General features: G+C 74.1%; 18 protein-coding genes. 11 read left to right on the top strand and 7 right to left on the bottom strand.

The annotated features are described in order from the left end of the window. Positions 1-169: 169 nt before the first annotated feature. Together IEY98_RS23295 and IEY98_RS23300 are read left to right on the top strand one after the other, a co-directional pair. Entirely contained in the window at positions 170-340 is a 171-nt protein-coding gene (locus IEY98_RS23295) for a hypothetical protein (RefSeq protein ID WP_189212745.1), read from the top strand. A 113-nt stretch (positions 341-453) separates the two neighbouring features. Continuing rightward, the gene (locus IEY98_RS23300) at positions 454-1,653 is read left to right on the top strand and encodes a helix-turn-helix domain-containing protein (RefSeq protein WP_189212746.1); all 1,200 of its coding nucleotides are present in this window, start codon (positions 454-456) and stop codon (positions 1,651-1,653) included. Between the two features lie 125 nt (positions 1,654-1,778). Here the strand turns inward: IEY98_RS23300 and IEY98_RS23305 are convergent, their stop codons facing one another. After that, complete coding sequence (locus IEY98_RS23305) at positions 1,779-4,709, bottom strand: AfsR/SARP family transcriptional regulator (protein WP_229787269.1); 2,931 nt, start codon at positions 4,707-4,709, stop codon at positions 1,779-1,781. Positions 4,710-4,861: 152 nt separating this feature from the next. Here IEY98_RS23305 and IEY98_RS23310 point away from each other — a divergent pair, with 152 nt between their 5' ends. The 4 genes from IEY98_RS23310 (at position 4,862) to IEY98_RS23325 (ending at position 8,327) form a co-directional block, all read left to right on the top strand. Further along, on the top strand, positions 4,862-5,443 hold the full coding sequence (locus tag IEY98_RS23310) for a vWA domain-containing protein (RefSeq protein WP_189212747.1): 582 nt from the start codon (positions 4,862-4,864) through the stop codon (positions 5,441-5,443). Between the two features lie 87 nt (positions 5,444-5,530). Beyond that, on the top strand, positions 5,531-6,460 hold the full coding sequence (locus IEY98_RS23315) for a hypothetical protein (protein WP_229787271.1): 930 nt from the start codon (positions 5,531-5,533) through the stop codon (positions 6,458-6,460). Positions 6,461-6,499: 39 nt separating this feature from the next. Further along, positions 6,500-7,129 carry a GntR family transcriptional regulator gene (locus IEY98_RS23320; protein WP_189212748.1) on the top strand — a complete coding sequence of 210 codons (630 nt, stop codon included), beginning with the start codon at positions 6,500-6,502 and terminating at the stop codon, positions 7,127-7,129. 19 nt (positions 7,130-7,148) lie between these two features. Continuing rightward, positions 7,149-8,327, top strand: a complete 1,179-nt coding sequence (locus IEY98_RS23325) for an amidohydrolase (RefSeq protein ID WP_189212749.1) — start codon at positions 7,149-7,151, stop codon at positions 8,325-8,327. Here the strand turns inward: IEY98_RS23325 and IEY98_RS23330 are convergent. Beyond that, positions 8,324-9,007 (bottom strand): substrate-binding domain-containing protein, encoded by a 684-nt coding sequence (locus IEY98_RS23330; protein WP_189212750.1) that lies wholly within the window; start codon positions 9,005-9,007, stop codon positions 8,324-8,326. The two genes, IEY98_RS23325 and IEY98_RS23330, sit on opposite strands and share 4 nt — an antisense overlap. Before the next feature lie 47 nt (positions 9,008-9,054). On the opposite strand from IEY98_RS23330, the gene IEY98_RS23335 reads away from it, so the two are divergent. Both IEY98_RS23335 and IEY98_RS23340 read left to right on the top strand, forming a co-directional pair. Continuing rightward, complete coding sequence (locus IEY98_RS23335) at positions 9,055-9,438, top strand: DUF5997 family protein (RefSeq protein ID WP_189212751.1); 384 nt, start codon at positions 9,055-9,057, stop codon at positions 9,436-9,438. Continuing rightward, positions 9,438-10,214, top strand: a complete 777-nt coding sequence (locus IEY98_RS23340; protein ID WP_189212752.1) for a class I SAM-dependent methyltransferase — start codon at positions 9,438-9,440, stop codon at positions 10,212-10,214. The genes IEY98_RS23335 and IEY98_RS23340 overlap by 1 nt, the downstream gene beginning before the upstream one ends. 15 nt (positions 10,215-10,229) lie before the next feature. Here IEY98_RS23340 and IEY98_RS23345 read toward each other — a convergent pair whose 3' ends face one another. The 3 genes from IEY98_RS23345 to IEY98_RS23355 are packed head-to-tail and all read right to left on the bottom strand — an operon-like array spanning position 10,230 to position 13,101. Further along, the gene (locus IEY98_RS23345) at positions 10,230-10,880 is read right to left on the bottom strand and encodes a response regulator (RefSeq protein WP_189212753.1); all 651 of its coding nucleotides are present in this window, start codon (positions 10,878-10,880) and stop codon (positions 10,230-10,232) included. Further along, positions 10,868-11,992, bottom strand: coding sequence for a hypothetical protein (locus tag IEY98_RS23350; RefSeq protein WP_189212754.1), 1,125 nt, complete (start codon positions 11,990-11,992; stop codon positions 10,868-10,870). The genes IEY98_RS23345 and IEY98_RS23350 overlap by 13 nt, the downstream gene beginning before the upstream one ends. Next, positions 11,989-13,101, bottom strand: a complete 1,113-nt coding sequence (locus IEY98_RS23355; protein WP_189212755.1) for a sensor histidine kinase — start codon at positions 13,099-13,101, stop codon at positions 11,989-11,991. Before IEY98_RS23355 ends, IEY98_RS23350 begins: the two co-directional genes overlap by 4 nt. Positions 13,102-13,239: 138 nt before the next feature. Between IEY98_RS23355 and IEY98_RS23360 the strand changes: the two genes are divergently transcribed. From IEY98_RS23360 to IEY98_RS23370, 3 genes are all read left to right on the top strand, one after another. Further along, positions 13,240-13,806: a YbaB/EbfC family nucleoid-associated protein gene (locus IEY98_RS23360; RefSeq protein WP_189212756.1), complete on the top strand. Its 567-nt coding sequence runs from the start codon at positions 13,240-13,242 to the stop codon at positions 13,804-13,806. Between the two features lie 26 nt (positions 13,807-13,832). Continuing rightward, on the top strand, positions 13,833-14,966 hold the full coding sequence (locus tag IEY98_RS23365; RefSeq protein ID WP_189212757.1) for a type VII secretion target: 1,134 nt from the start codon (positions 13,833-13,835) through the stop codon (positions 14,964-14,966). 503 nt (positions 14,967-15,469) lie between these two features. Further along, a complete protein-coding gene (locus IEY98_RS23370) occupies positions 15,470-16,357 on the top strand; it encodes an AfsR/SARP family transcriptional regulator (RefSeq protein ID WP_189212758.1) in 888 nt (295 codons plus the stop codon). Here the strand turns inward: IEY98_RS23370 and IEY98_RS23375 are convergent. Both IEY98_RS23375 and IEY98_RS23380 read right to left on the bottom strand, forming a co-directional pair. Beyond that, complete coding sequence (locus IEY98_RS23375; RefSeq protein WP_189212759.1) at positions 16,354-16,854, bottom strand: flavin reductase family protein; 501 nt, start codon at positions 16,852-16,854, stop codon at positions 16,354-16,356. The two genes, IEY98_RS23370 and IEY98_RS23375, sit on opposite strands and share 4 nt — an antisense overlap. Next, complete coding sequence (locus tag IEY98_RS23380) at positions 16,851-18,944, bottom strand: tetratricopeptide repeat protein (RefSeq protein ID WP_189212760.1); 2,094 nt, start codon at positions 18,942-18,944, stop codon at positions 16,851-16,853. Before IEY98_RS23380 ends, IEY98_RS23375 begins: the two co-directional genes overlap by 4 nt. Positions 18,945-18,949: the final 5 nt, after the last annotated feature.

The following is an 18,949-nucleotide window of genomic DNA, read 5'->3' on the forward strand; positions in this document are numbered from 1 at the left end:
TGTCGATCGGGAGTGGATAGCGGGTGGATGCCCTGGTGTCCCGGTGACCACGGTCCCGGGAAACAGTCACCTCCTTGTTGGCGGGGACGGCGTGACGAATCCTCGTTGGTGGGCGGCGGAAATCACCGGTTCCGCCCCACTTCAGCACAATTCCCGTGGAGGATTCGCCATGTCCAAAACCCTTTCCGCTTTCCTGGCGGCGTTCGCGTCGTCGCTGGTCGCGCTCTGCGTCGTCGGCGCTGGCACCGGCTCGGCGACATCGTCGGACGACGGCGACCCGGCCGCCCCGCCGACCACCACGACGACGGCCACCACCGAGGGCAATCCCTGGCACGGCTGATTCCCGGGAATGCGCGCCTGGCCGCCCTGGGGGTTTCCAGGGCGGCCAAGGCAATTGCGCGCCCACGGTGGAACTGGTGTACTCGATCTTCGGAAAGACAACGGGAGGCGTCGGTGGCCGAGTCATTTGGTGCGCTACTGCGGGAACTCCGCGCCACGGCGGGAATGTCGATGGGCGAGCTGGCCAGGCGCGTGAACTACAGCAAGAGCTATCTGAGCAAGGTCGAGAACGACGTCAAGCCGCCGCAGGAGACCATGGCCCGACTCTGCGACGGCGCGCTGAACGCGGGCGGCAGGCTCATCGACGCCGCCCGGCTGGCGCGCGACCGCGGCGCGGCCGAGCCCACGCTGGACCGCCGCCAGGTGCTGGCGGCGGGGACGGTCCTCGGCATCGCCCTCGCGGGCGGGCCCCGGCCGGTGCCCGATGACCGGGTGATCGCGGGCATGCGGACGTCGTTCGAGCACCTGCGGGTCCTCGGCGCGCAGACGAGCCCGGCGGTCGTCATCGATCCGCTGATCGCCCAGGTGCGCACCGCGCACGGCCTGGCGGGGGAGAACCCCGAGCCGGTCCGCTCGCGACTGCTGCAGCTCGCCGCGCGGATCGCCGAGTACACCGGCTGGATGAACCAGGAGGCAGGCGACGAGCGGGCCGCGCTGTGGTGGACCCGGCACGCCGCCGAACTGGGCAGGGCGGGCGGCGACCGGGAGATCGCGGGCTACGCCTTCGTCCGGGAGGCCGGGCTCGCCCTCTACCGGCAGGACCCGATCACCACGATCGACCTCGCGCGGCGGGCTCAACGCGCCGAGCGGGCCAGCGCGCGGACCGTCGCCCTGGCGGCGCGCCGGGAGGCGCAGGGACACGCCCTCGCCGGGGACCGGGACGCGTGCGAACGGGCGCTCGACCGGGCGACCGAACTGCTGCATACGTCCGATGCGGACGCCCGGCCGTATCCCGTGCTCGGCTCGACCGCGCTGGAGCCGATCGAGCTGGCCAGGGGCTGGGCGCTCTGCGATCTCGGCCGCGTGCGCGAGGCGGCGGACGTCCTGGACCGCGAGGTGCCCCGGCTGACCGCCACCTCCCGCCGCACGCGCGCCCGGTTCGGCGCCCGCCGAGCCCTGGCCCACGCCCTGTCGGGCGAGATCGACCAGAGCTGCGTGACGCTGACCGAGGTCCTCGACGACGCCGCCCACGTCGACTCGGCGACCATCCGGCTGGACCTGCGCGAACTGGCCAGGACCCTCAGCCGCCGCCGCGACCACGCCCCGGTCCGGGCGGTCTACCCGGAGCTGACCCGAGTGCTCCGGCAGTACTGACCCGCCAGGGGCGACTCACGACGCGCCCCGGGGGCGCGGTTACCCGATGTGCCGCACCGTGATGCCGTGGACGGCCGAGCCGTCCACGGCATCACTGCTGTTCGCCCTAGTGCCTGCCGAGCGGGTTATCGGCAGGCGCAGGTCATCGCCGCGCGTTCGGCGCGGATCTCCTCGGCCTCCGGCTGGCCGAGTTCGGCGAACCCCGTCTCCGCCGCCTGCCAGTGCGCAACGGCATCGGGATGGTTGCCCAGCGCGTGGAGCGTGTGGGCGATGCCGCGGTTGGCGTAGGCCTGGTGGGTGCGGTTGCCGGTGCTGGACGCCAGGTCCAGTGCTGCGTGATAGGCGCGGAAGGCGTCGGCGTGATCGCCCCCGGCCGCCGCGGTCGCGCCCCGGTCGCGGTAGAGCTGGGTGCGCAGGTCGGCGTCGGACAGCTCGGCCGCCGCCTCCCTGGCCCGGTCGTGGTGCAGCTTCGCGTCGGTCAACCTCCCCAGCTGGCGGTAGACGTTGCCGATGTAGTTCAACGCGTACGCCGCCACACAGTCGTCGCCGACCTCGCGGGCGCGCTCGTAGGCCTCGGTGTGGCTGGCGAGCGCTTCGGTGTGGAGCCCGAGACGCTGCTGGACGGACCCGAGGTTGTTCAGCGCGTGCGCCAGGCCCTGGACGTGGTCGACCTCGCGGAGCATCGGCACGGCCGACTCGTGCTGGCGCAGCGCGACGGCGAGGTTGCCGCGCAGTTCGTTGAGGTTGCCGAGCATGCTGAGCGCGTGCGCCTGTCCGCGCAGGTCGCCGATCTGCTCGTACTTCGCCAGCGCCGCGGCGAAGTGGCCGATGGCGTCATCGTGGTCGCCGAGTTCCATCATGGGGACGCCCAGCGCGCACAGCGTCGCGGCCTCGCCCACCACGTCGCCGATCCGCGTCCACCGGGGCAGGGCCTGCTCGGCCAGCCCCCGCGCCTCGGCGAGCCGCCCGAGCCGGTTGTGCGCGGTGGCCAGCCGCAGCAGCACGTGCGCCTGGCCGCAGTCGTCGCCGGGGTCCGAGGACACGATGTCCCGGGCGAGTTCCATCGTCGTGGTCCAGTCCTCCAACTGGCTGGTGGTGTTGAAGTGACGCCAGACCAGCACCGCCAGCCGCCACGCGTGCTGCGGCAGGCCGTGCGCGGCGGCGTGGTGGATGGCGGCCACCAGGTTGTCCCGCTCGGCGGCGATCCACGCCAGCGCGCCGTCCGCGCTCTCGAACACCGGGGCCACCGGGCAGGACCGACCCGACACGGGCTGGAGCGCGCGGTCGAACGGGTAGCCCGTGCCGACCGCCCGCTCCAGCGTCACGAGGTAGTAGTCGGACAGGCGGCGCAGCGCGTCCGCGCGCTCGGTCGGGGACGCGGGCAGCGGCTGCGCGGCGGCGAACTCCTTGAGCGGATCCAGCATCTGGTACCGGTCCGTCGCGATCTCCTCCAGCAGGCACACCTCGTGCAGATCGTCCAGGACCGCGCGCGCCCACGCGACGTCGCGGCCCGCGAGCGCCGCCGCGCCCGCCACGTCGACATCGCGGCCCGGCAGGTGCCCGAACAGCCGGAACAGCTCCCGCTGCGGGTCCGCGAGCTGCTGGTAGGACACCCGCACCGCGGCAGCGCCGTCCTCGTCGCCGCCCGCGCGCCACGGCCCGCTCTCCTCCAGCAGCCGGAGCAGGTGGTCCACCGACCACCGGATGTGCCTGCGGAACAGTGCCGCCGCCACCTTGATCGGCATCGGCAGATACCCGCACCGCTTGACCACGCCCGCAACCTCGTCGCCCCGGCCACGGACGCGGTGGGGCTCGTTCAACCCGGTGAACAGGGCGATCGCGTCGTCCGGCGGCAGCGGGGAGAGGCGCAGGTGCTCGCCGGTGTCCGGGTCGCCCATCCGCCTGCTGGTGACGATCGCGAGGCAGCCAGCCGTCTCGGGCAGCAGCGGTCGGACCTGGTCGGGAGAGCGGGCGTTGTCCAGCACCACGAGCGTCCTGGTGCCGAACAACGTCGACTGGTACAGCGCGGCTTTGCGGCCGTCCGTCGCCGGGATCTGCTCGGGCGGCACGCCCAACTCGGTCAGGAGCTGGGTGAGCGCGTCCGCGACCGTCGTCGCGGGCACGTTCGGGGTGTACCCGTTGAGCCGCACGAGGAACTGCCCGTCCGGGAACCGGGCGCGCAGCCGGTGTGCCGCCTCGATCGCCAGCCCCGTCTTCCCGACGCCCGGCGCCCCGCTCACCCACACCGCGCGGCGCTCGCCCGCGGCCGCCGCGTCGATCACCGCGAACTCCGCGTCCCGGCCGGTGAACCCGCCGGGCCGGGACGGCAGCCTGCTCGCCGGTTCGCCGCGCTCGGCCAGGGCCGCGAGCTTGCGCAGCTGCGGCCCGGGCTCGACGCCCCATTCGGCGAGCGCGGCCGCGGCGCTCTGGAAGACCCGGATCGCCCCCACCTGGTCGCCGCAGGCGAGCAGCGCGCGCATGAGCAGCGTGGCGTGCCGCTGCTTGTCGGGATGCGCCGACACCACGCGCCGCAGTCGGTCGCGCGCGGACCGGTGGTCGCCCGCGGTCAGCTCCAGTTCGGCCAGGTCCCCGACCGCGTCGAGGTAGGTCTCGCGGGGTGAGTACACCTCGGTGCCGCCCACCCGGTCGGTGTCGATGTCCTCCAGGAAGCCCCCGCGCCACAGGTCGACCGCCTCGCGCAACAGCGCGATCGCCCGGCGCGGGTCGTCCGCCTCCGCCGCCTCCGCGCGCAGGCGGTCGAACCGGTGGATGTCCAGGAGATCCTCGTCGACGCACAGCGTGTAACCCGAGGGCGTCGTCTCGATCGAGACGTCCGCCGCCTCGCGCAGGGCCTTTCGCAGCCGGTTGATGTAGCTGCGGACGAGGCCGCGCCGGTCAGGATCGCCCCAGACGATCTCGGTCAGCCGTTCGGTGGACACCGGCCGGTTGGCGTGCAGCAGGAGCACCACCAGTACCAACCGCTGCTGCGGGTCCCCCAAGTGCACTTGACCGCCCTGGTGCCACGCCTCCAGCGGGCCCAGCATCCGAAACTCCACTCCGCCTCCCCGGATCGCGAGCTTGGTGTCTGTGTCGAACGTCGCGCAAGGGGCCATTGGTGTGTCGAAAAAAATCAGCGATCCGTCCACGTTCGGTCGACATGGGCCCGCAACCCTGCGCTCCGCATCGACCGAAACGAAGGAGCAGTCGCATGAATCCCAGCGTGTTGCCGTGCTACGTGGCCGTGGACGAGTCGTTCTCGATGAGCGACCATCTGGACGAGGTGAACGCGGGGCTGCGCGAGTTCCGCGGCGCCGTGCACGCCGATCCCGCGGTCGCCGCGCTGGTCCGGGTGTGCGTGGTCGGGTTCGCCGACGAGCCGAGGGTGCTGCGGCCGCTGGGTCCGGCCGCCGACCTCGCCGACCTGTCCGCGGCGAGCCCGCGCGCGGGCACCAACTTCGGGCCGCTGTTCGCCTTCCTGCACGCGGCCATCGACCGCGACGTGCGCGGGTTGAAGGCGCGCCGGTTACCGGTCAGGCGGCCGATCGTGTTCCTCACCTCCGACGGCCGGGCGACCGACCGGCACGACTGGCCCGCGGTGTTCGCCGCCTTCACCGACCCGGACCGGCCGGTGTGCCCGAACGTGGTCGTCTTCGGCGTCGGGGCGACCGACCAGCACACCCTCGGCCGGATCGGCACCTTCCGCGTCTACAACGGCCGCGACGGTGTCCGCATGGGCACGGCGCTGACCGCCTCGGTCGCGGCGGCGGCGTCCCGGTCGGACCAGGTCTAGGCCATCCACGATGTGTCCACTTCCGGTCCACTCCGCCGTCCCATCCTGTCCGCGGGAAGGACCGCGCTCGGCAGGGGAGGCGAGCCGATGAGTCGGCATCTGGAACTGGTCCGCGAGCTGAAGGCGCTCCGCAAGGGACGGGGGCTCTTCGCGGGCCGCATCTACGACCGGGTCGGGCCCGCGTTGCGCGCGACGTGCGAGATCACCGACTGCGACGGGCCCGCGGTGATCCGCCGCAAGCTCGCCGACCGGCTCGGCGAGCTGATCGCGCGCCTGCCTGCGGACCTCGGCCAGGTCAGCCTCGCGGCGTTCGCCATCGAGTCCGACGCCCGGTTCCCGCTCTACCAGGACCGGGTGCACTGGGCGGCGGTCCGGCTGGACCGGGACCCGCGCACGGTGCGCCGCCGGGTCGACGAGGCGATCAACCAGCTGGCCGAGCTGGCCGCCGACGCGCCCGTGCGGCGCGCGTGCGGCTGGCGCACGACGGAACTGCGGGTCGCCGTGGCGCTGGACCGGGAGCAGCCCGAGGTGCTCGTGCAGCGGCGGGTCGTCGCCGACGAGGACGGCGTGCGCGAGCTGGGGATCACCGCCCCGATCCAGGTGACCGGGCCCAGGCCGGACATCCGGGTGTTCTACGGCGGCACGCTCGTCCGCCAGGATCTGGCTGCGGACGGGTGCGCCTTCGCGCTCGCCCTGCCCACGTCGCTGGCCAAGGGCGCGTCGCACGACATCGCGGTCAGGTTCCGGTTGCCGGACGAGCGCGCGTTGCGGCCGCACCTGGTGTGTGTGCCTCCGCACCCGTGTGAGCTGTTCGACCTGCGGGTCCGGTTCGGGAGTGATCGGGTGCCGCCGCGGGTGTGGCCGTTGTCCGGGGCCTATGGCGTCGATGGGGGTGAGCAGGGCTGTCAGGACAGGCAGCTTCCGGTGGACCGGGCGGGGGAGGTGCACCTGCGTTTCCGGCAGCTCGTCCCCGGCCTGGCGTACGGGGCGCGGTGGGAGAGTGGGGCGGGGAGCTAATCGTGGTATACCAACTCCGTCGAGTGGAGATGGGGTGCCATGGCGGGCTTCGAGGCGGAGTCGGAGCGGGTCGTTCGGTTGTTGCGGGACCAGATCATCGACGGGGTGCGGGTGCCGGGGAGTCGGTTGGTCGAGCGGGACGTGGCGGCTGAGTTGGGGGTCAGTCGGGTGCCCGTGCGGGACGCGCTTCGGGTGTTGGTCGCGGAGGGGTTGGTGGTGGCTCGGCCGCGGACCTGGGCCGTGGTCCGGGAGTTCAGCGCCTCCGATGTCTCCGATCTGCACGAGGTGCGGGCGGCGATCGAGCCGCTGGTGTTCCGGTTGGCGGCGCAGCGCAGGACCCGGGATGGGCTGGTGCGGCTCAAGGCGGCGGTGGACGCGGAGTCGGCGGCGGCCCGGGCGGGCGACGCGGTGGCGGCCCGGCGGGCGGCGGCGGACTTCCACGAGGTGGTGACCGACCTGGCCGCCAACGAGCTGCTCAACGAGCTGCAGCGCCCGCTGCGCAGCCGGATGCGGTGGCTGCTGGGCCAGCACGACGACCTGGTCGCCGTCGCCCGCCAGCACGAGGGCCTCTACGCCGCGATCGCCGACCGGGACGTGGCGCGGGTCGAGCGGCTGGTGGCCGAGCACCTCGACACCGGGCGCGGGATGGCCGAGGAGCGGGCCCGCTGATTTGGTATACCATCGCCGCATGCTGACCTTGACCAACGTGCGCCCGTGGGGCGGCGACCCGGTGGACGTGGTGATCTCCGACGGCCTCATCGCCGAGGTCGTGCCCGCGGGCTCGGCAGCGCCGGGGGAGCGGGTCGACGGGCGCGGCCTGCTCGCGCTGCCCGGCCTCATCAACGCGCACGCGCACGTGGACAAGAGCTGGTGGGGCCAGCCGTGGGTGTCCGCGGGCGGCGAGGGCACCACGCAGGGGCGGATCGCGCACGAGCGCGCCGAGCGCGACAAGTACGGCATCCCGAACGTCGACAGCACGGTCGCGGTGCTGCGCGAGTTCCTGCGCCACGGGACCACGGCGACCCGCACGCACGTCGACGTCGACCTCGGGGTCGGCCTGCGCGGCATCGAGACGGTCCGGGCGGCCGCGGCCGCGCTCGGCGGCGCGGTGGAGGTCGAGATCGTGGCGTTCCCGCAGGACGGCGTGGTCCGCAGGCCCGGCGTGCTCAAGCTGCTCGACGACGCCGCGGCAGCGGGCGCGACCCACGTCGGCGGCATCGACCCGGCGTCCATCGACCGCGACCCGGTCGCCCAGCTCGACGGGCTGTTCGAGATCGCCGAGCGGCGCGGGGTCGGCCTGGACATCCACCTGCACGACGGCGGCGAGCTGGGCGCGTTCCAGTACGAGCTGATCATCGACCGCACGCGCCGGACCGGCCTCCACGGCAAGGTGACCGTCTCCCACGGCTTCGCCCTGGGCGAGGTGACCGGCTCCCGCCAGGCCGACCTGCTGGACCAGCTGCGCGAGCTGGGCATCACCTGGGCGACGGTCGCGCCCGTCCGCTACGCCCCGCTGCCCTGGCGCGGCATGCGCGAGCGCGGCATCGGGATCGGCCTGGGCACCGACGGCATCCGCGACCTGTGGTCCCCCTACGGCGACGGCGACGTCCTCCGCATCGCCCTGGGTTTCGCCCGCCTGCACGGCCTGCGCGACGACGAGGACCTCATCTGGGCCGTCGAGCTGGCGACCACGTCCGCCGCCGGCTTCGTGCACCGCGACACGCACGGCATCGTCGCGGGCGCGCGGGCGGACATCGTCCTGGTCGACGCCGAGAACGTGCCGGACGCGCTCGTCCGCGCCCCCCGGCGGCTGCTGGTCGTCGCGGGCGGCCGCGTGGTGGTGCGCGACGGCGAACTGGTGATTTAACGGCGCTTGCGGGGCTTCCCGCGCTGCGGGGGCTTCGGCTGCGGGGGCTTCGCGCGGCGCGGGGCGGCGGCGGGTTCGGGCTGCCGCCCCCGCGTGCTGTTGGGCGTGCGGCCGCGCACGATCCCGATGAACCGCTCGATCGGGTCCGTGGTCTCGTCCTCCAACCAGGACAGGGCCACCCGGGACTGCGGCGCGTCGGGGATGGGGCGCGACGTGAGGTCCTTGCGGAAGTGCAGCCGGAACAGCGACTGCGGGACGACCAGCAGGCCGAGGCCCGCGGCCACCAGCTTCATGGCGTCCGCGGTGGACTCGGGCCGGTCGTCGGACACCCGGCCCGGCGCGTCCGTCCACTCGATCACGTCGTCGAGGGGGCGCAGCAGCACCTCGTCGGCGAGGTCGGCGGCGGACAGCTCGTCGGACGCGGTCACCAGGTGGTCCTTCGGGGCGACCACCACCGTCGTCTCGGTGTAGAGGGGGATGGCGTGCAGGCCGGTCCGGTCGCCGCCGAGGCGCAGGAGCGCGGCGTCCACCGCGCGGTCGCGGACCATGCCCGCGGCGTCGGCGGCCGCGGCCTGGACGAGCACGAGGGGCAGGTCCGGGCTCCGCTCGTCCCAGACCCGCACCCACTTGTCGGGGGTCACCCCGGGCACGTGCGCGAGCCGGAAGGACGGGGAGGTCACGCGGGCAGATTACCGCCCGTGACCGGCGCCCCGTTACCCTGGACGCCATGACCTCGCGCAAGACACCCCAGACGATGAAGCCCGCGACCGCGGCCAAGAAGCTGGGCGTGTACCTCGACGCCACCCCCGAGGACTTCCGCGAGGGCGTCGTCTCCCGCGACGAGCTGAACGAGTTGCAGGCCAACCCGCCGGAGTGGCTGCGCGACCTGCGCCGCAACGGCCCGCACCCGCGCTCTGTCATCGCCGCGAAGCTGCGGATCTCCATCGGCGGCCTGGCCCGCGCCGGGATCACCGAGGCGCTCACCACCGCGCAGATCGAGGAGCTGAAGGCGGACAACCCCGAGTGGCTGCAGCGCGAGCGCGCCACCCAGGTCGAGGTCCGCAAGGAAGCCGAGCGCCTCGCGGCGAAGAAGACGACCGCGCGCGGCTAGTGGACGCGGTCGAGGAGGGCTGGCGGACCCGGTTCACCGAGGCGTTCGCGCGTCCCGCGTCCTCGGTGCAGGCCCGGGTGTGGGCCGAGGTGTACGGCGCGGAGTACCCGGCCGAGGTGGCCCCCTTCAGCTACATCTCCGTGAGCGAGTTGACCCGGTTCGTCGCCGAGGTCGGCCTGCGCCCGGGGGACACGCTCGCCGACGTCGGCTGCGGCCAGGGCGGCCCCGGCCTCTGGGTCGCCGCCCGCGCCGACACCCGGTTGGTGGGAGTGGACATCGCCCCCACGGCGGTCGCCGCCGCCCGGTCCCGAGCCGACGCCCTCGGCCTGGCCGACCGGACGGCCTTCCAGGTGGGGACCTTCGCCGAGACCGGCCTGCCCGCGTCGAGCGTCCAGGCGGTCATGAGCGTCGACGCGCTCCTGTTCGCCCCGGACAAGGCGGCCGCCTTCACCGAGTTCGCCCGCGTCCTCACCCCCGGCGGCCGCCTGGTCCTGACGACGTGGGACTACCACACCCAACCCGTCGGCCGCCCCCCACAACTCCCCGACCACCGCCCAGCCCTGGCTGACGCGGGCTTCACCGTGCACGCCTACGAGGAGACCGACCACTGGCGCTCCCGCGTGACCCGCGTGAACGACCTTCTGCTGGCCGCGGTCGACGACCTGGCGGCCGAAACCGGCGCCGACCCGGGCGACCTCAAAGCCTCCCTGCGAGAAATGCAGGCCACAGTGGACTGCATGACCCGCCGCGTCCTGATCGTCGCCGAACGCCCCTGACCGTCCTAAGCGGACTCAGAGGTCTTCGAGGCGCACCAGGCCGTCCTGGATCGCCCGGGCGACGAGCGCGGCCTTCGTCGGCGCCGGGCGGCCCGCGTTCGCGTACCTGATCCGCACCCGGTCGATGTAGCTGTTGACCGTCCGGACGGACAGGTTCAGCTTGCGGGCGACCATCTCCTTGGACTCGCAGGCGAACCAGTTGACCAGGACGTCGACCTCGCGCGGGGTCGGGCGGGGCCGCTCGGGCCGGGTGTCGGCGCAGATCGCCCGCGCCATGGCGGGCGCGGTGTAGGGCTGGTGCCCGTGCGCGGCGCGGATGGCGGCGACGAGGTGGGCGGGCCCCTCGGTCTTGGCCAGGTGGGCGAACGCGCCGATGTCCAGGCAGGTGAGGATCGTGTCCCGGTCCTCGCGCATGGTGTAGACGACGACCTGGCGGCCCGCGTCGACCAGGCGGCGCAGGTCGCCGTAGGCGGGGGTGGGGCCGGACAGCATGAGGTCGAACACCACCACGTCCGCGCCGAGCCCCGCGCCGGTCCACGCCACCGCGGGCGTCGAACCGGAGTCCGCGATCCGCACGGCCGGGTCGGCCGCGGCGCACCACGACTCGACGCCCGCGATGATCGCGGGGTGGTCGTCGACGATCACGGCCGTGGTCACCTCCGCCATGCGGCCTCCACCCACACCCTCGTCCCGTCCACCATCCGCGTCACGGCGACCGGGGCCTCCGCCTGCGGCGCGAGGTCGGCGGGCGCGTCCGCGACGACGCTGACCGTGACGCCCTCGGCGGAGCCGATCACCGTCACCCTGGCCGCCGTCGCGGCCGATGCCGCCCACACCACCGGCTCGATCAGCGCCCGCCGCACGGCCAGCGGCGGCGTCACCCACTCACCGCAGGTGCCGAGGTACACCGCGATCCCCCTGCGCTGGGCCAGGTCCACGCACGCCTCCAGTTCGTGGAGCAGCGGGTCGGGCACGTCGTCGTTCTCGGCGAACAGCCTGCGCAGCTTCGCGGCCTCGGCGGTGTAGTCCGCGCGGACCCGGGCGTCGGACAGGTCGGCCGAGCCGTCGGTCAGCCGTTCCAGCAGCGGGACGGTGGTGCCCGCGAGGTCGGCGTACCGGGCGAGCCTGCTCTCGTGCAGGCGCTCCGCCACCGCCTCGGCGGTGCGCACCTCCTCCCGCGCGCGCCGGGCGGCGGCCACGTCGTCGGCGATCCGGCGCAGCGCCAGGGCCCCGGCGAGCACAGGCGACTGGCAGCCGAGCACGATCGCGGCCACCACGACCATCCCGACCACGTCCTGTCCCAGCAGCGCCGCCTGGGCGAAGCTGACGACCGTGTGCGCGACCAGGAACGCCGCCGCCGCGCGGCCGCGGTCCAGCAGCAGGACCATGGCGAACCAGCCGATGACGCCGTAGGACCACTCCGCCTCGGCCGTCAGGTGGTCGGCGCGGATGCCGGTGGTGGCCAGCCCGGACGCCGCCGCCACCGCGGCCAGCAGCACCCACCTCGCCCACCCCGCCAGCCGGTCGACGGCGATCAGGCACCCGGCGACGAGGGCGACCGCGGTCAGCAGGCAGAACGCCCACACCTGCCGGGGGAGGCTGGTGTAGACGGCGGTGTTGGCCATCAACAGGGGGAGGGCCAGCCCGTAGAGCGTGCCCATCGCGATCAGCAGACTGGCGAAGCGCAGCCACCGCAGCAGTTTCGCGGCGACGATCAGCGGAGGGCCCGCCGCGCCGGCCTCACGGTCGCTCGGCGCCACGGTCGCGAGCGCGGTCACGGCGACCACTCCAGCCGCACCCGCGTGCCCGCGCCCGGCGCGGTCTCCACCGCCGCCCGGCCGCCCACGTGGTCTATCCGCCGCACGATGGACGAGGCCACGCCGCGGCGGTGGGGTGAGACCAGGTCCGGCCGGAAGCCGCGGCCCGCGTCGGCGATCTCGACCGCGACCCGACCGTCCGCGTGGTCCACCGTCAGCACCGCGGTGTCGACCCCGGCGTGTCGGGCGACGTTGGCCAGCGCCTCCCGCACCGCGCCGCGGATCGCGGTCGCCACCTCAGCGGGGAGGGGAACGCTCGCGGGCGCCCGCGTCTCGACGTCGACCGGGCTCTGCCGCACGACCGGGGCGAGGAGTTCGACCAGGTCGGCCACCGCGGCCACGGGGGCGGGCCGGTCCCGCAGGACCGCGAGGTCCTGCCCGGCCCGTTCCCGCAGCCACGGCGCGTCGGCCGCGCCCATCCCGACCGCCAGCAGCGTCGAGGCCGCGGTGTCGTGCAGCAGGGCAAGGTGCTCGCGCTCGTCGGCCCGCCGCGCAGCGGCGACGGCGGCGTCGCGGCGGGCCCGCTCGCTGACCGCCAACTCCTGGTCGGCGGCCTGCGCGCCCGCGCGCAGCAGCAGGAACAGCCCGCGCGACAGCCCGGCCTCGCCCAGCGTCCACAGGGCCAGCGGCGCCGAGACAGGCAGGACGGCCGGATCGGCCAGGAAGTTGCCCGCGAGATAGGCCGCGAGCACCACGCCGGTCACCGCGGCGCCCGCCGCCGTGCCGGTGTACCACTGGTGGGCGACCGCGGTGATCGAGACGACCGCCAACACCCAGTTCGTGCTGTCGCTCAGCGCCTCCGGCGGCACCGTCCACCGCTGCGCCAGACACAGCGCCACGACGACCCCGGTGTCCACCGCGACCACCCAGGCCCGCGGCCCGATGACCAGGAACACCGCGCTCCACCCGATCAGCGCGACGGCCACGCCGACCACCAGGGGGACGGGCGTCTGGTAGACCGCCACCGCCGCGGCGCAGGCCAGGACGACGGTCCGCACGGTCACCGCGTAGCGGCGCCCCCGGCGGCGCACCTCGACCTCGGTGGCGTCACCCGCGTCGGCGTGTCCCATCACGGTCAGTGTCTCAGCTTGATCGGCTCCGGGGGAGGCCCGGGGCCCTCGATTGTGGGTCGAACGACCGTCACGCCGCGCCCGCGTCGGCCCTAGCGTCGGTCCCGGACCCAGACAACTCCGGGGGAGAACGCCGACATGAACCAGTACTCGGGGGCGCGGGCCGTCGCGGTGGACGGGGCGGCGGCCGACGAGGCGATCCGGCACCTCGACGACGTCGTCGAGGTGGCGTTCCGCCGCCACGAGGTGTTCGCCGAGGCCCACCGGCGCATCGACGCGATCACCGTCACCCACCGCTCGCCGGACGGCGCCGTGGAGGTCACCGTCGGCTCCAGCGGCAACCTGCTGGACGTCCGCTGCGCGGAACCGCTCCGCGCGTTGCCGCCGCAGCGCGTCGCGGCCACCGTGCTGGCCTGCGTGCAGGCCGCGCAGGCGGGGGTCGCGGCCCGGGTCGAGGAGATCCTGCGCGGCGCGGCGCCGGGCGACCCGCTCACCGACGAGCTGGTCGCGAACGCGCGCAAGTCCTTTCCCGCGCCGACGGCAGCCATGCCGGTGTCCGGACCGGGGGGTTCGGGACCACGGCACCTGGCGATCGGCGGCATCGAGGACGACCGGCGGCCCGCGCCGCGCACCCCGCCGCGGCGCAGGCCGATCCGACCGGACGACGACCAGGATGACTGGGCCGGGCGTTCCATCCTCTCCTGATCGACGAGACCACCGGGAAGACCGCCATGGCGCCACCAAAAGGCTATACGATCAACCCCGACGAGCTGTTCTCGCACGCGCGGGCCGTCGCGCAGATGCAGCAGCCGTTGGACCGCGTCGTCGGGGCCGCGAAAGAGGCCTGCCCCGACGGCATCAACGTCGCCTACGGGCTGTACTGCCAGTTCTTCGCGATGACGCTCTCGCCGGTCCAGGAGTACGCCGAGGACGGCATCGGCAAGATCGCCCGAGCGGTGGACTCCGCCGCGAACCAGCTGATCAAGGCCGTCGAGGCCTATGTGGACTCCGACGAGAACAACGCGGGCCAACTGCGCACGATCGGCGCGAACCTGCCGGAGAACGCGGGCAACGGGCTGATCGCCAAGGGAACCGGGTGGGACTGGAAGAACTACAACCCGGTCGACGGCGGCCCGCTGACCAACATGGACGCCCAGAACGGCGGGAAGGGCGCGGGCCTGGTCGGCAACACCTGGGACCTCGTCGTCGAGGCCAGCGACTCGGGCAAGCGGAACTACGGCGTGATGGCGGGCCACATCGCCTCGATGGGCGCCGACGGGGCCGCGCTCGCGGGCGACCCGCTGGGCACCGCCGTCAGCTGGGCCGCGGGCTGGGTCATGGAGCACGTCAAGCCGTTCCGGCTGATCCTCGACGGCCTCGCAGGCAACCCGGAGATGATCAAGGGCGCCAGCCTCACCTGGAAGAACATGAGCGCGGAACTGACGCGCCTTGCGAACCACTACGCCTCGGTCAAGGACAAGACGGGCGGCTGGCAGGGCGAGGCCGGGGAGTCCTACCGGGACAACGTGGCCGCCACGATCATCAACGCGATGAAGGCCGCGGCCAACCTGGCGACCGTCATGAGCATCGTCGTCGGGGTGACCGGCGACCTCGTCAACCTCGTGCGGTCCGCGGTGCGCGACATCACCGCCCAGGCGCTCGGCCAACTCGTCAGCGCCGCGGCGAAGCGGTTCTACAAGCCGCCGTTCGAGGAGCTGTCGAACGTGGCGTTCCACCTGAAGAACGCCAAGGCCCTGGTCACCTTCCTGATCGTCTTCGTCAACCACTTCGCCCGGCAGATCCCCCTCATCCTGGAAGCCTGCAAGACCCTCGCCAACATCGTCCCCAAGCTGGACGGCGTCTGACCGCGCAGCGCGTCGACAACCGCTCCGCTGTGCGCCGCCATCGGCGATCGTGAGACTTCTTCGATCGGTGACGTGCGGCGGTGGGTGAGCAGCGGTCCGATCGCCATGGGGCCGCCATTATGGCCAGCCGGCTCCGCCGACGACCACCCGTCGCCGACAAGATTCCGGCGCGTTCGGGCGGACGGGTCGCCGACCGTCCCACCCGGACACTCCCGGCCGACGACGCGGTCACGCACCGGAACCGGCAGGCAGCGGCAACTTCCTACTCCGCATGCCGCTCTCGGGCGCGCGGATGGCCGGTCGTCCGCCGGGAAGCGGCGCCGCGCCGGTCGGTCCCGGCGGGGCGATTGGCCATTCAGGCGCATCGTCGGCAACGCCGTTCAGCGTAGAGTGGCCCGATCACTCGATCGGCCCCTACCTGGTGCGGATCGCCCGTCCGTACGTTTCTGCGACGGGCGGGACCGGTCGACGCCGGACCGCGTGTCCGAGTCGAGGGAGACAGGGTGACACTGGCCGATCGATTACGCGGCGGTATCGACCACGGCGCCAGCGCGGGCGGGCTGCGCTTCAACGTATTGGGATTCCTGGAAATCCTGCGCGACGGCAGGCCGTGCCCGCCGATGCCGCCGAAACAGCGCGCGCTGGTGGCGATCCTGCTGCTGCACGCCAACCAGGTGCTGACCACCGACGTCATCATCGATCTGCTGTGGTCGACCCGGCCGCCGCGGTCGGCGGCCGCGGCGCTGCAGATGCACGTCAGCGGCGCGCGGCGGGCGCTGACCGGCGCGTCCGCCGACCCGCGCAGGCATCCGGTGCTGCGCACCGAGTCCCACGGCTACGCCATCCGCCTCGGCCGGGGGCAGCTCGACCTCAGCGAGTTCCGGTCGCTGGCGCGCGCGGGGAACGAGCGGCTGGCCGAGGGCCGGTGCGCGGAGGCGGGCGCGGCGTTCGACAGCGCGCTCGGCCTCTGGCGCGGCCGGGCCGTGGCTGACATCGCAGGCGTGCTGGACAGCTACACCGTCCACCTGGACGAGCAGCGGCTCACCGTGCTCCAGCAGCGCGTCAGCGTCGGCCTGTGCCAGGGCCGGGTCCTCTCGATCCTCGACGAACTGGTCGAACTGTGCGCGCGGCATCCCCTGCGCGAAGACCTCCACCAGCAGCTCATGGTCGCCTTCGCCCGGCTCGGCCGGACCGCGGACGCGCTGCGCGCCTACACCCGCCTGCGCCGGACCATGATCGCCGAGGCCGGGCTCGAACCCGGCCCGGCCGTCCGCGCCGCCCATGACGCGGTCCTGCGCGGCGCGCACCCCGCCGACCCCGTGCACACCTGCGTGGCGCGCGGGTTCGACGCGGCGCGGCGGGACACCCCGATCGGCGGGGCGCGCCGCTAGGCCGGTCCCCGCAGCCGCCAGTCGTAGCGCCTGCCGAAGTAGACCAGCGGGTCCCCCCGGCCCACCCGCGCCGCGGCGACCTCCCCGATGACCACGGCGTGGTCCCCGTGCGCGAACACCATGGCCAGCGCGCACCGCAGGTACACCGGGACCCCGCGCAGCCGGGGGACCCCGTCGTCCCACTCCCACGCCAGGCCCGCGAACTTGTCCGCGCCCCGGCGGGCGAACCGGTCCGCGACCGCGGCCTGCGTGTCGGCCAGCAGGTGCACGCCGAACTCCGCGCCCTCGGTGAGCGGCCGGTACGACCGCGACCCCCGGTCGATCGTGAGCAGCACCGAGGGCGGGGCGACGCTGTAGGAGCACAGGGACGACACCAGCAGGCCCCTCGGCGCCTCCGCGTCGCGGGTGGTGACCACGGCCAGACCGGCGGCGAGCCGGGCCATGGCGTCGGGGAACACCGACGCCACGGCCTGCTCGGCGAGCACCCGCGCGGTCATCGGGCCGCGGTCTCGGCGATGACCCGCCTGCAGCTGTCCAGCCGGGCGCGCGCGTCCTCGTCGTCGGTCACCGCGAGGACCGCCTCGTAGTCGCTGATCGCCTGGCCGAGCACCCCGGCGTGCTCGTAGGCGACGGCCCGGTTGAACCGGATCTGCGGGGAGTCGGCCAGCTCGGCGGCCCGGTCGAGGTGCGCGATGGCGGCGGCGACGTCGCCCGCGTCGAAGTCCAGCGAGCCGAGCAGCGCCCAGGCCGCGGCCAGCCCCGGGTCGGCGGCGAGCGCGGCCCCCAGCGCGGTCCGCGCCCCCTCCGCGTCGCCGAGTTCGGCCAGCACGCGCCCGCGCACGCACAGCAGGTGCGGGTGCTCCGGCGCCAGGGCCAGGCCCGCGGTGACCTCGCCCATGGCCTCGTCGAGCCGGTCGAGGTCGCACAGCGCGCCCGCCAGGTTCGCCCGCGCGTCGGCGTGGTCGGGGTCGAGCTCCAGGACCCTGCGGTAGTCGGCGACCGCGCCGTCGACGTCGCCGAGGTCCATCCGCGCGTCCGCGCAGTTGTAGTAGACCTCGGGGAACGGCGGCGACAGGCGGATGACGGCCTCGTAGTCGGCCACGGCCTCGGCGGTGCGCCCGAGCCTGACCAGGATCGCCGCGCGGTTGAAGTGGTGGTCGGCGAACCCCTCGTCGATCTCCATCACCGCGGTGTACTCGGCCAGCGCCTCGTGGAGGTTGCCCAGCATCGAGTGGATGCGGGCGCGGTTGTAGCGCAGGCCCGCCCGGTGCATGGCCCGCTCGCCCGGGTCGAGCTCGCGGTCCATTCGGGCCATGCCGTCGTTGAGCAGCCGCATCGCCTCGTCCGGCCTGCCCTGGCGGATGGCGACGAGGGCGAGGCCGTTGCCGTTGAACACGGTGAAGTAGGTGCGGTCCTTGGGGTCCTCCAGCCCGGCGGCCAGCGCGATCGCCAGGTTCAGCCAGGCCCGCGCCACCTGGTAGTCGTGGCGCTCGGTGGGGTGATGGCGGGCGTAGAGCATCGCCAGGCCGTAGGCGACCTTCATGTGCGTCGCGGGGTCCGTCGAACTGGCCCGCACCTCGTGGTAGACGGTCTCGGCTTCGTCGGAGCGGCCCGCGGAGGACAGCGCGGTCGTCATGCCGCCGGTGAACTCCCACCACAGGTCCGGCTGCTCGGCGCGGTCCACCACGGCCCTACCTCGGGCGCCGAGGTCGGCCGCCGCGTGGTACATGCCGAGGTTGCGGCAGTGGACCTGGGCGCGGCGCAGAGCCGCCGCGCCCGTGTGGGTCGGGTCGCCGCCGTGCTCTGCGTGGTAGGGGATCGCGCCCAGGGACAGCGAGAACTCGCCGCTGGCCGTCAGCTCGGCGGCGCGGGCGTCGTGCAGGCGTGCGCGCTCCTCGGGCGGCAAGGCCGCGTAGGCGGCGAGCACCCGCGGATCGTCCGAGGTGCCGTCGCTGTCCACATACGCCTGTCCGTCCACAAAGGACTCGTCGGATGCGAGCGCGGGCGCGGTGTGGATCTCGGTGTAGGCGTCAAGCGCTTGCGGGAGGGACGCGGCGACCGGGCCGGGCGGGTCAGCGACCGGGCCGGTGCCCGTGCAGACCACGACCCGCAGCAGGGCCGGGTCGGCGCGGCGCAGCGCGACGGCGAGGAACTCCTGGTCGGTCGGGTCGGCCTCGTGGGCGTTCTCCACCACCAGGGTGCGCGGCCCGCCGCCGAGCGCGGTCAGGTACTCGTGCAGCAGGTCCACGACGCCGTGCGAGATGCGCAGCGTGTGCAGCCGCGCCTGGAACCGGGTGCGCTCGCCTGCCTTGGACATCAGCTGCAGCGGGGTCTCCATCGCGGGCACCCGACCGGCGAACTCCGGCGCGCAGGTCAGGATCGCGATGTTGTGCCGCTCGCCCAGGCCGGGACAGCGGCGCAGGGCGTCGTCGCCGATCGCGCGCAGGATCGCGCCGACCGCGGTGTACGGGCCGCGCAGGCGCCGGTGCGCGTCGACGACGGCGAGCGCCGGGGGCGCCGACCAGGTCCGCCGGTGGGCGTCGCGGTCGCGGCGGCGCTCGGCCTGGAGCCGGATGTGCTCGGGCATGGCTG

Source organism: Actinokineospora fastidiosa, assembly GCF_014648415.1.
GTDB lineage: Bacteria > Actinomycetota > Actinomycetes > Mycobacteriales > Pseudonocardiaceae > Actinokineospora > Actinokineospora fastidiosa.

Bases quoted from the DNA above. Each gene is read 5' to 3' on its own strand.
- IEY98_RS23295 (WP_189212745.1), top strand. From the start codon at position 170: ATGTCCAAAACCCTTTCCGCTTTCCTGGCGGCGTTCGCGTCGTCGCTG.
- IEY98_RS23310 (WP_189212747.1), top strand. From the start codon at position 4,862: ATGAATCCCAGCGTGTTGCCGTGCTACGTGGCCGTGGACGAGTCGTTC.
- IEY98_RS23315 (WP_229787271.1), top strand. From the start codon at position 5,531: ATGAGTCGGCATCTGGAACTGGTCCGCGAGCTGAAGGCGCTCCGCAAG.
- IEY98_RS23320 (WP_189212748.1), top strand. From the start codon at position 6,500: ATGGCGGGCTTCGAGGCGGAGTCGGAGCGGGTCGTTCGGTTGTTGCGG.
- IEY98_RS23325 (WP_189212749.1), top strand. From the start codon at position 7,149: ATGCTGACCTTGACCAACGTGCGCCCGTGGGGCGGCGACCCGGTGGAC.
- IEY98_RS23335 (WP_189212751.1), top strand. From the start codon at position 9,055: ATGACCTCGCGCAAGACACCCCAGACGATGAAGCCCGCGACCGCGGCC.
- IEY98_RS23345 (WP_189212753.1), bottom strand. From the start codon at position 10,880: ATGGCGGAGGTGACCACGGCCGTGATCGTCGACGACCACCCCGCGATC.
- IEY98_RS23355 (WP_189212755.1), bottom strand. From the start codon at position 13,101: ATGGGACACGCCGACGCGGGTGACGCCACCGAGGTCGAGGTGCGCCGC.
- IEY98_RS23360 (WP_189212756.1), top strand. From the start codon at position 13,240: ATGAACCAGTACTCGGGGGCGCGGGCCGTCGCGGTGGACGGGGCGGCG.
- IEY98_RS23365 (WP_189212757.1), top strand. From the start codon at position 13,833: ATGGCGCCACCAAAAGGCTATACGATCAACCCCGACGAGCTGTTCTCG.
- IEY98_RS23375 (WP_189212759.1), bottom strand. From the start codon at position 16,854: ATGACCGCGCGGGTGCTCGCCGAGCAGGCCGTGGCGTCGGTGTTCCCC.
- IEY98_RS23380 (WP_189212760.1), bottom strand. From the start codon at position 18,944: ATGCCCGAGCACATCCGGCTCCAGGCCGAGCGCCGCCGCGACCGCGAC.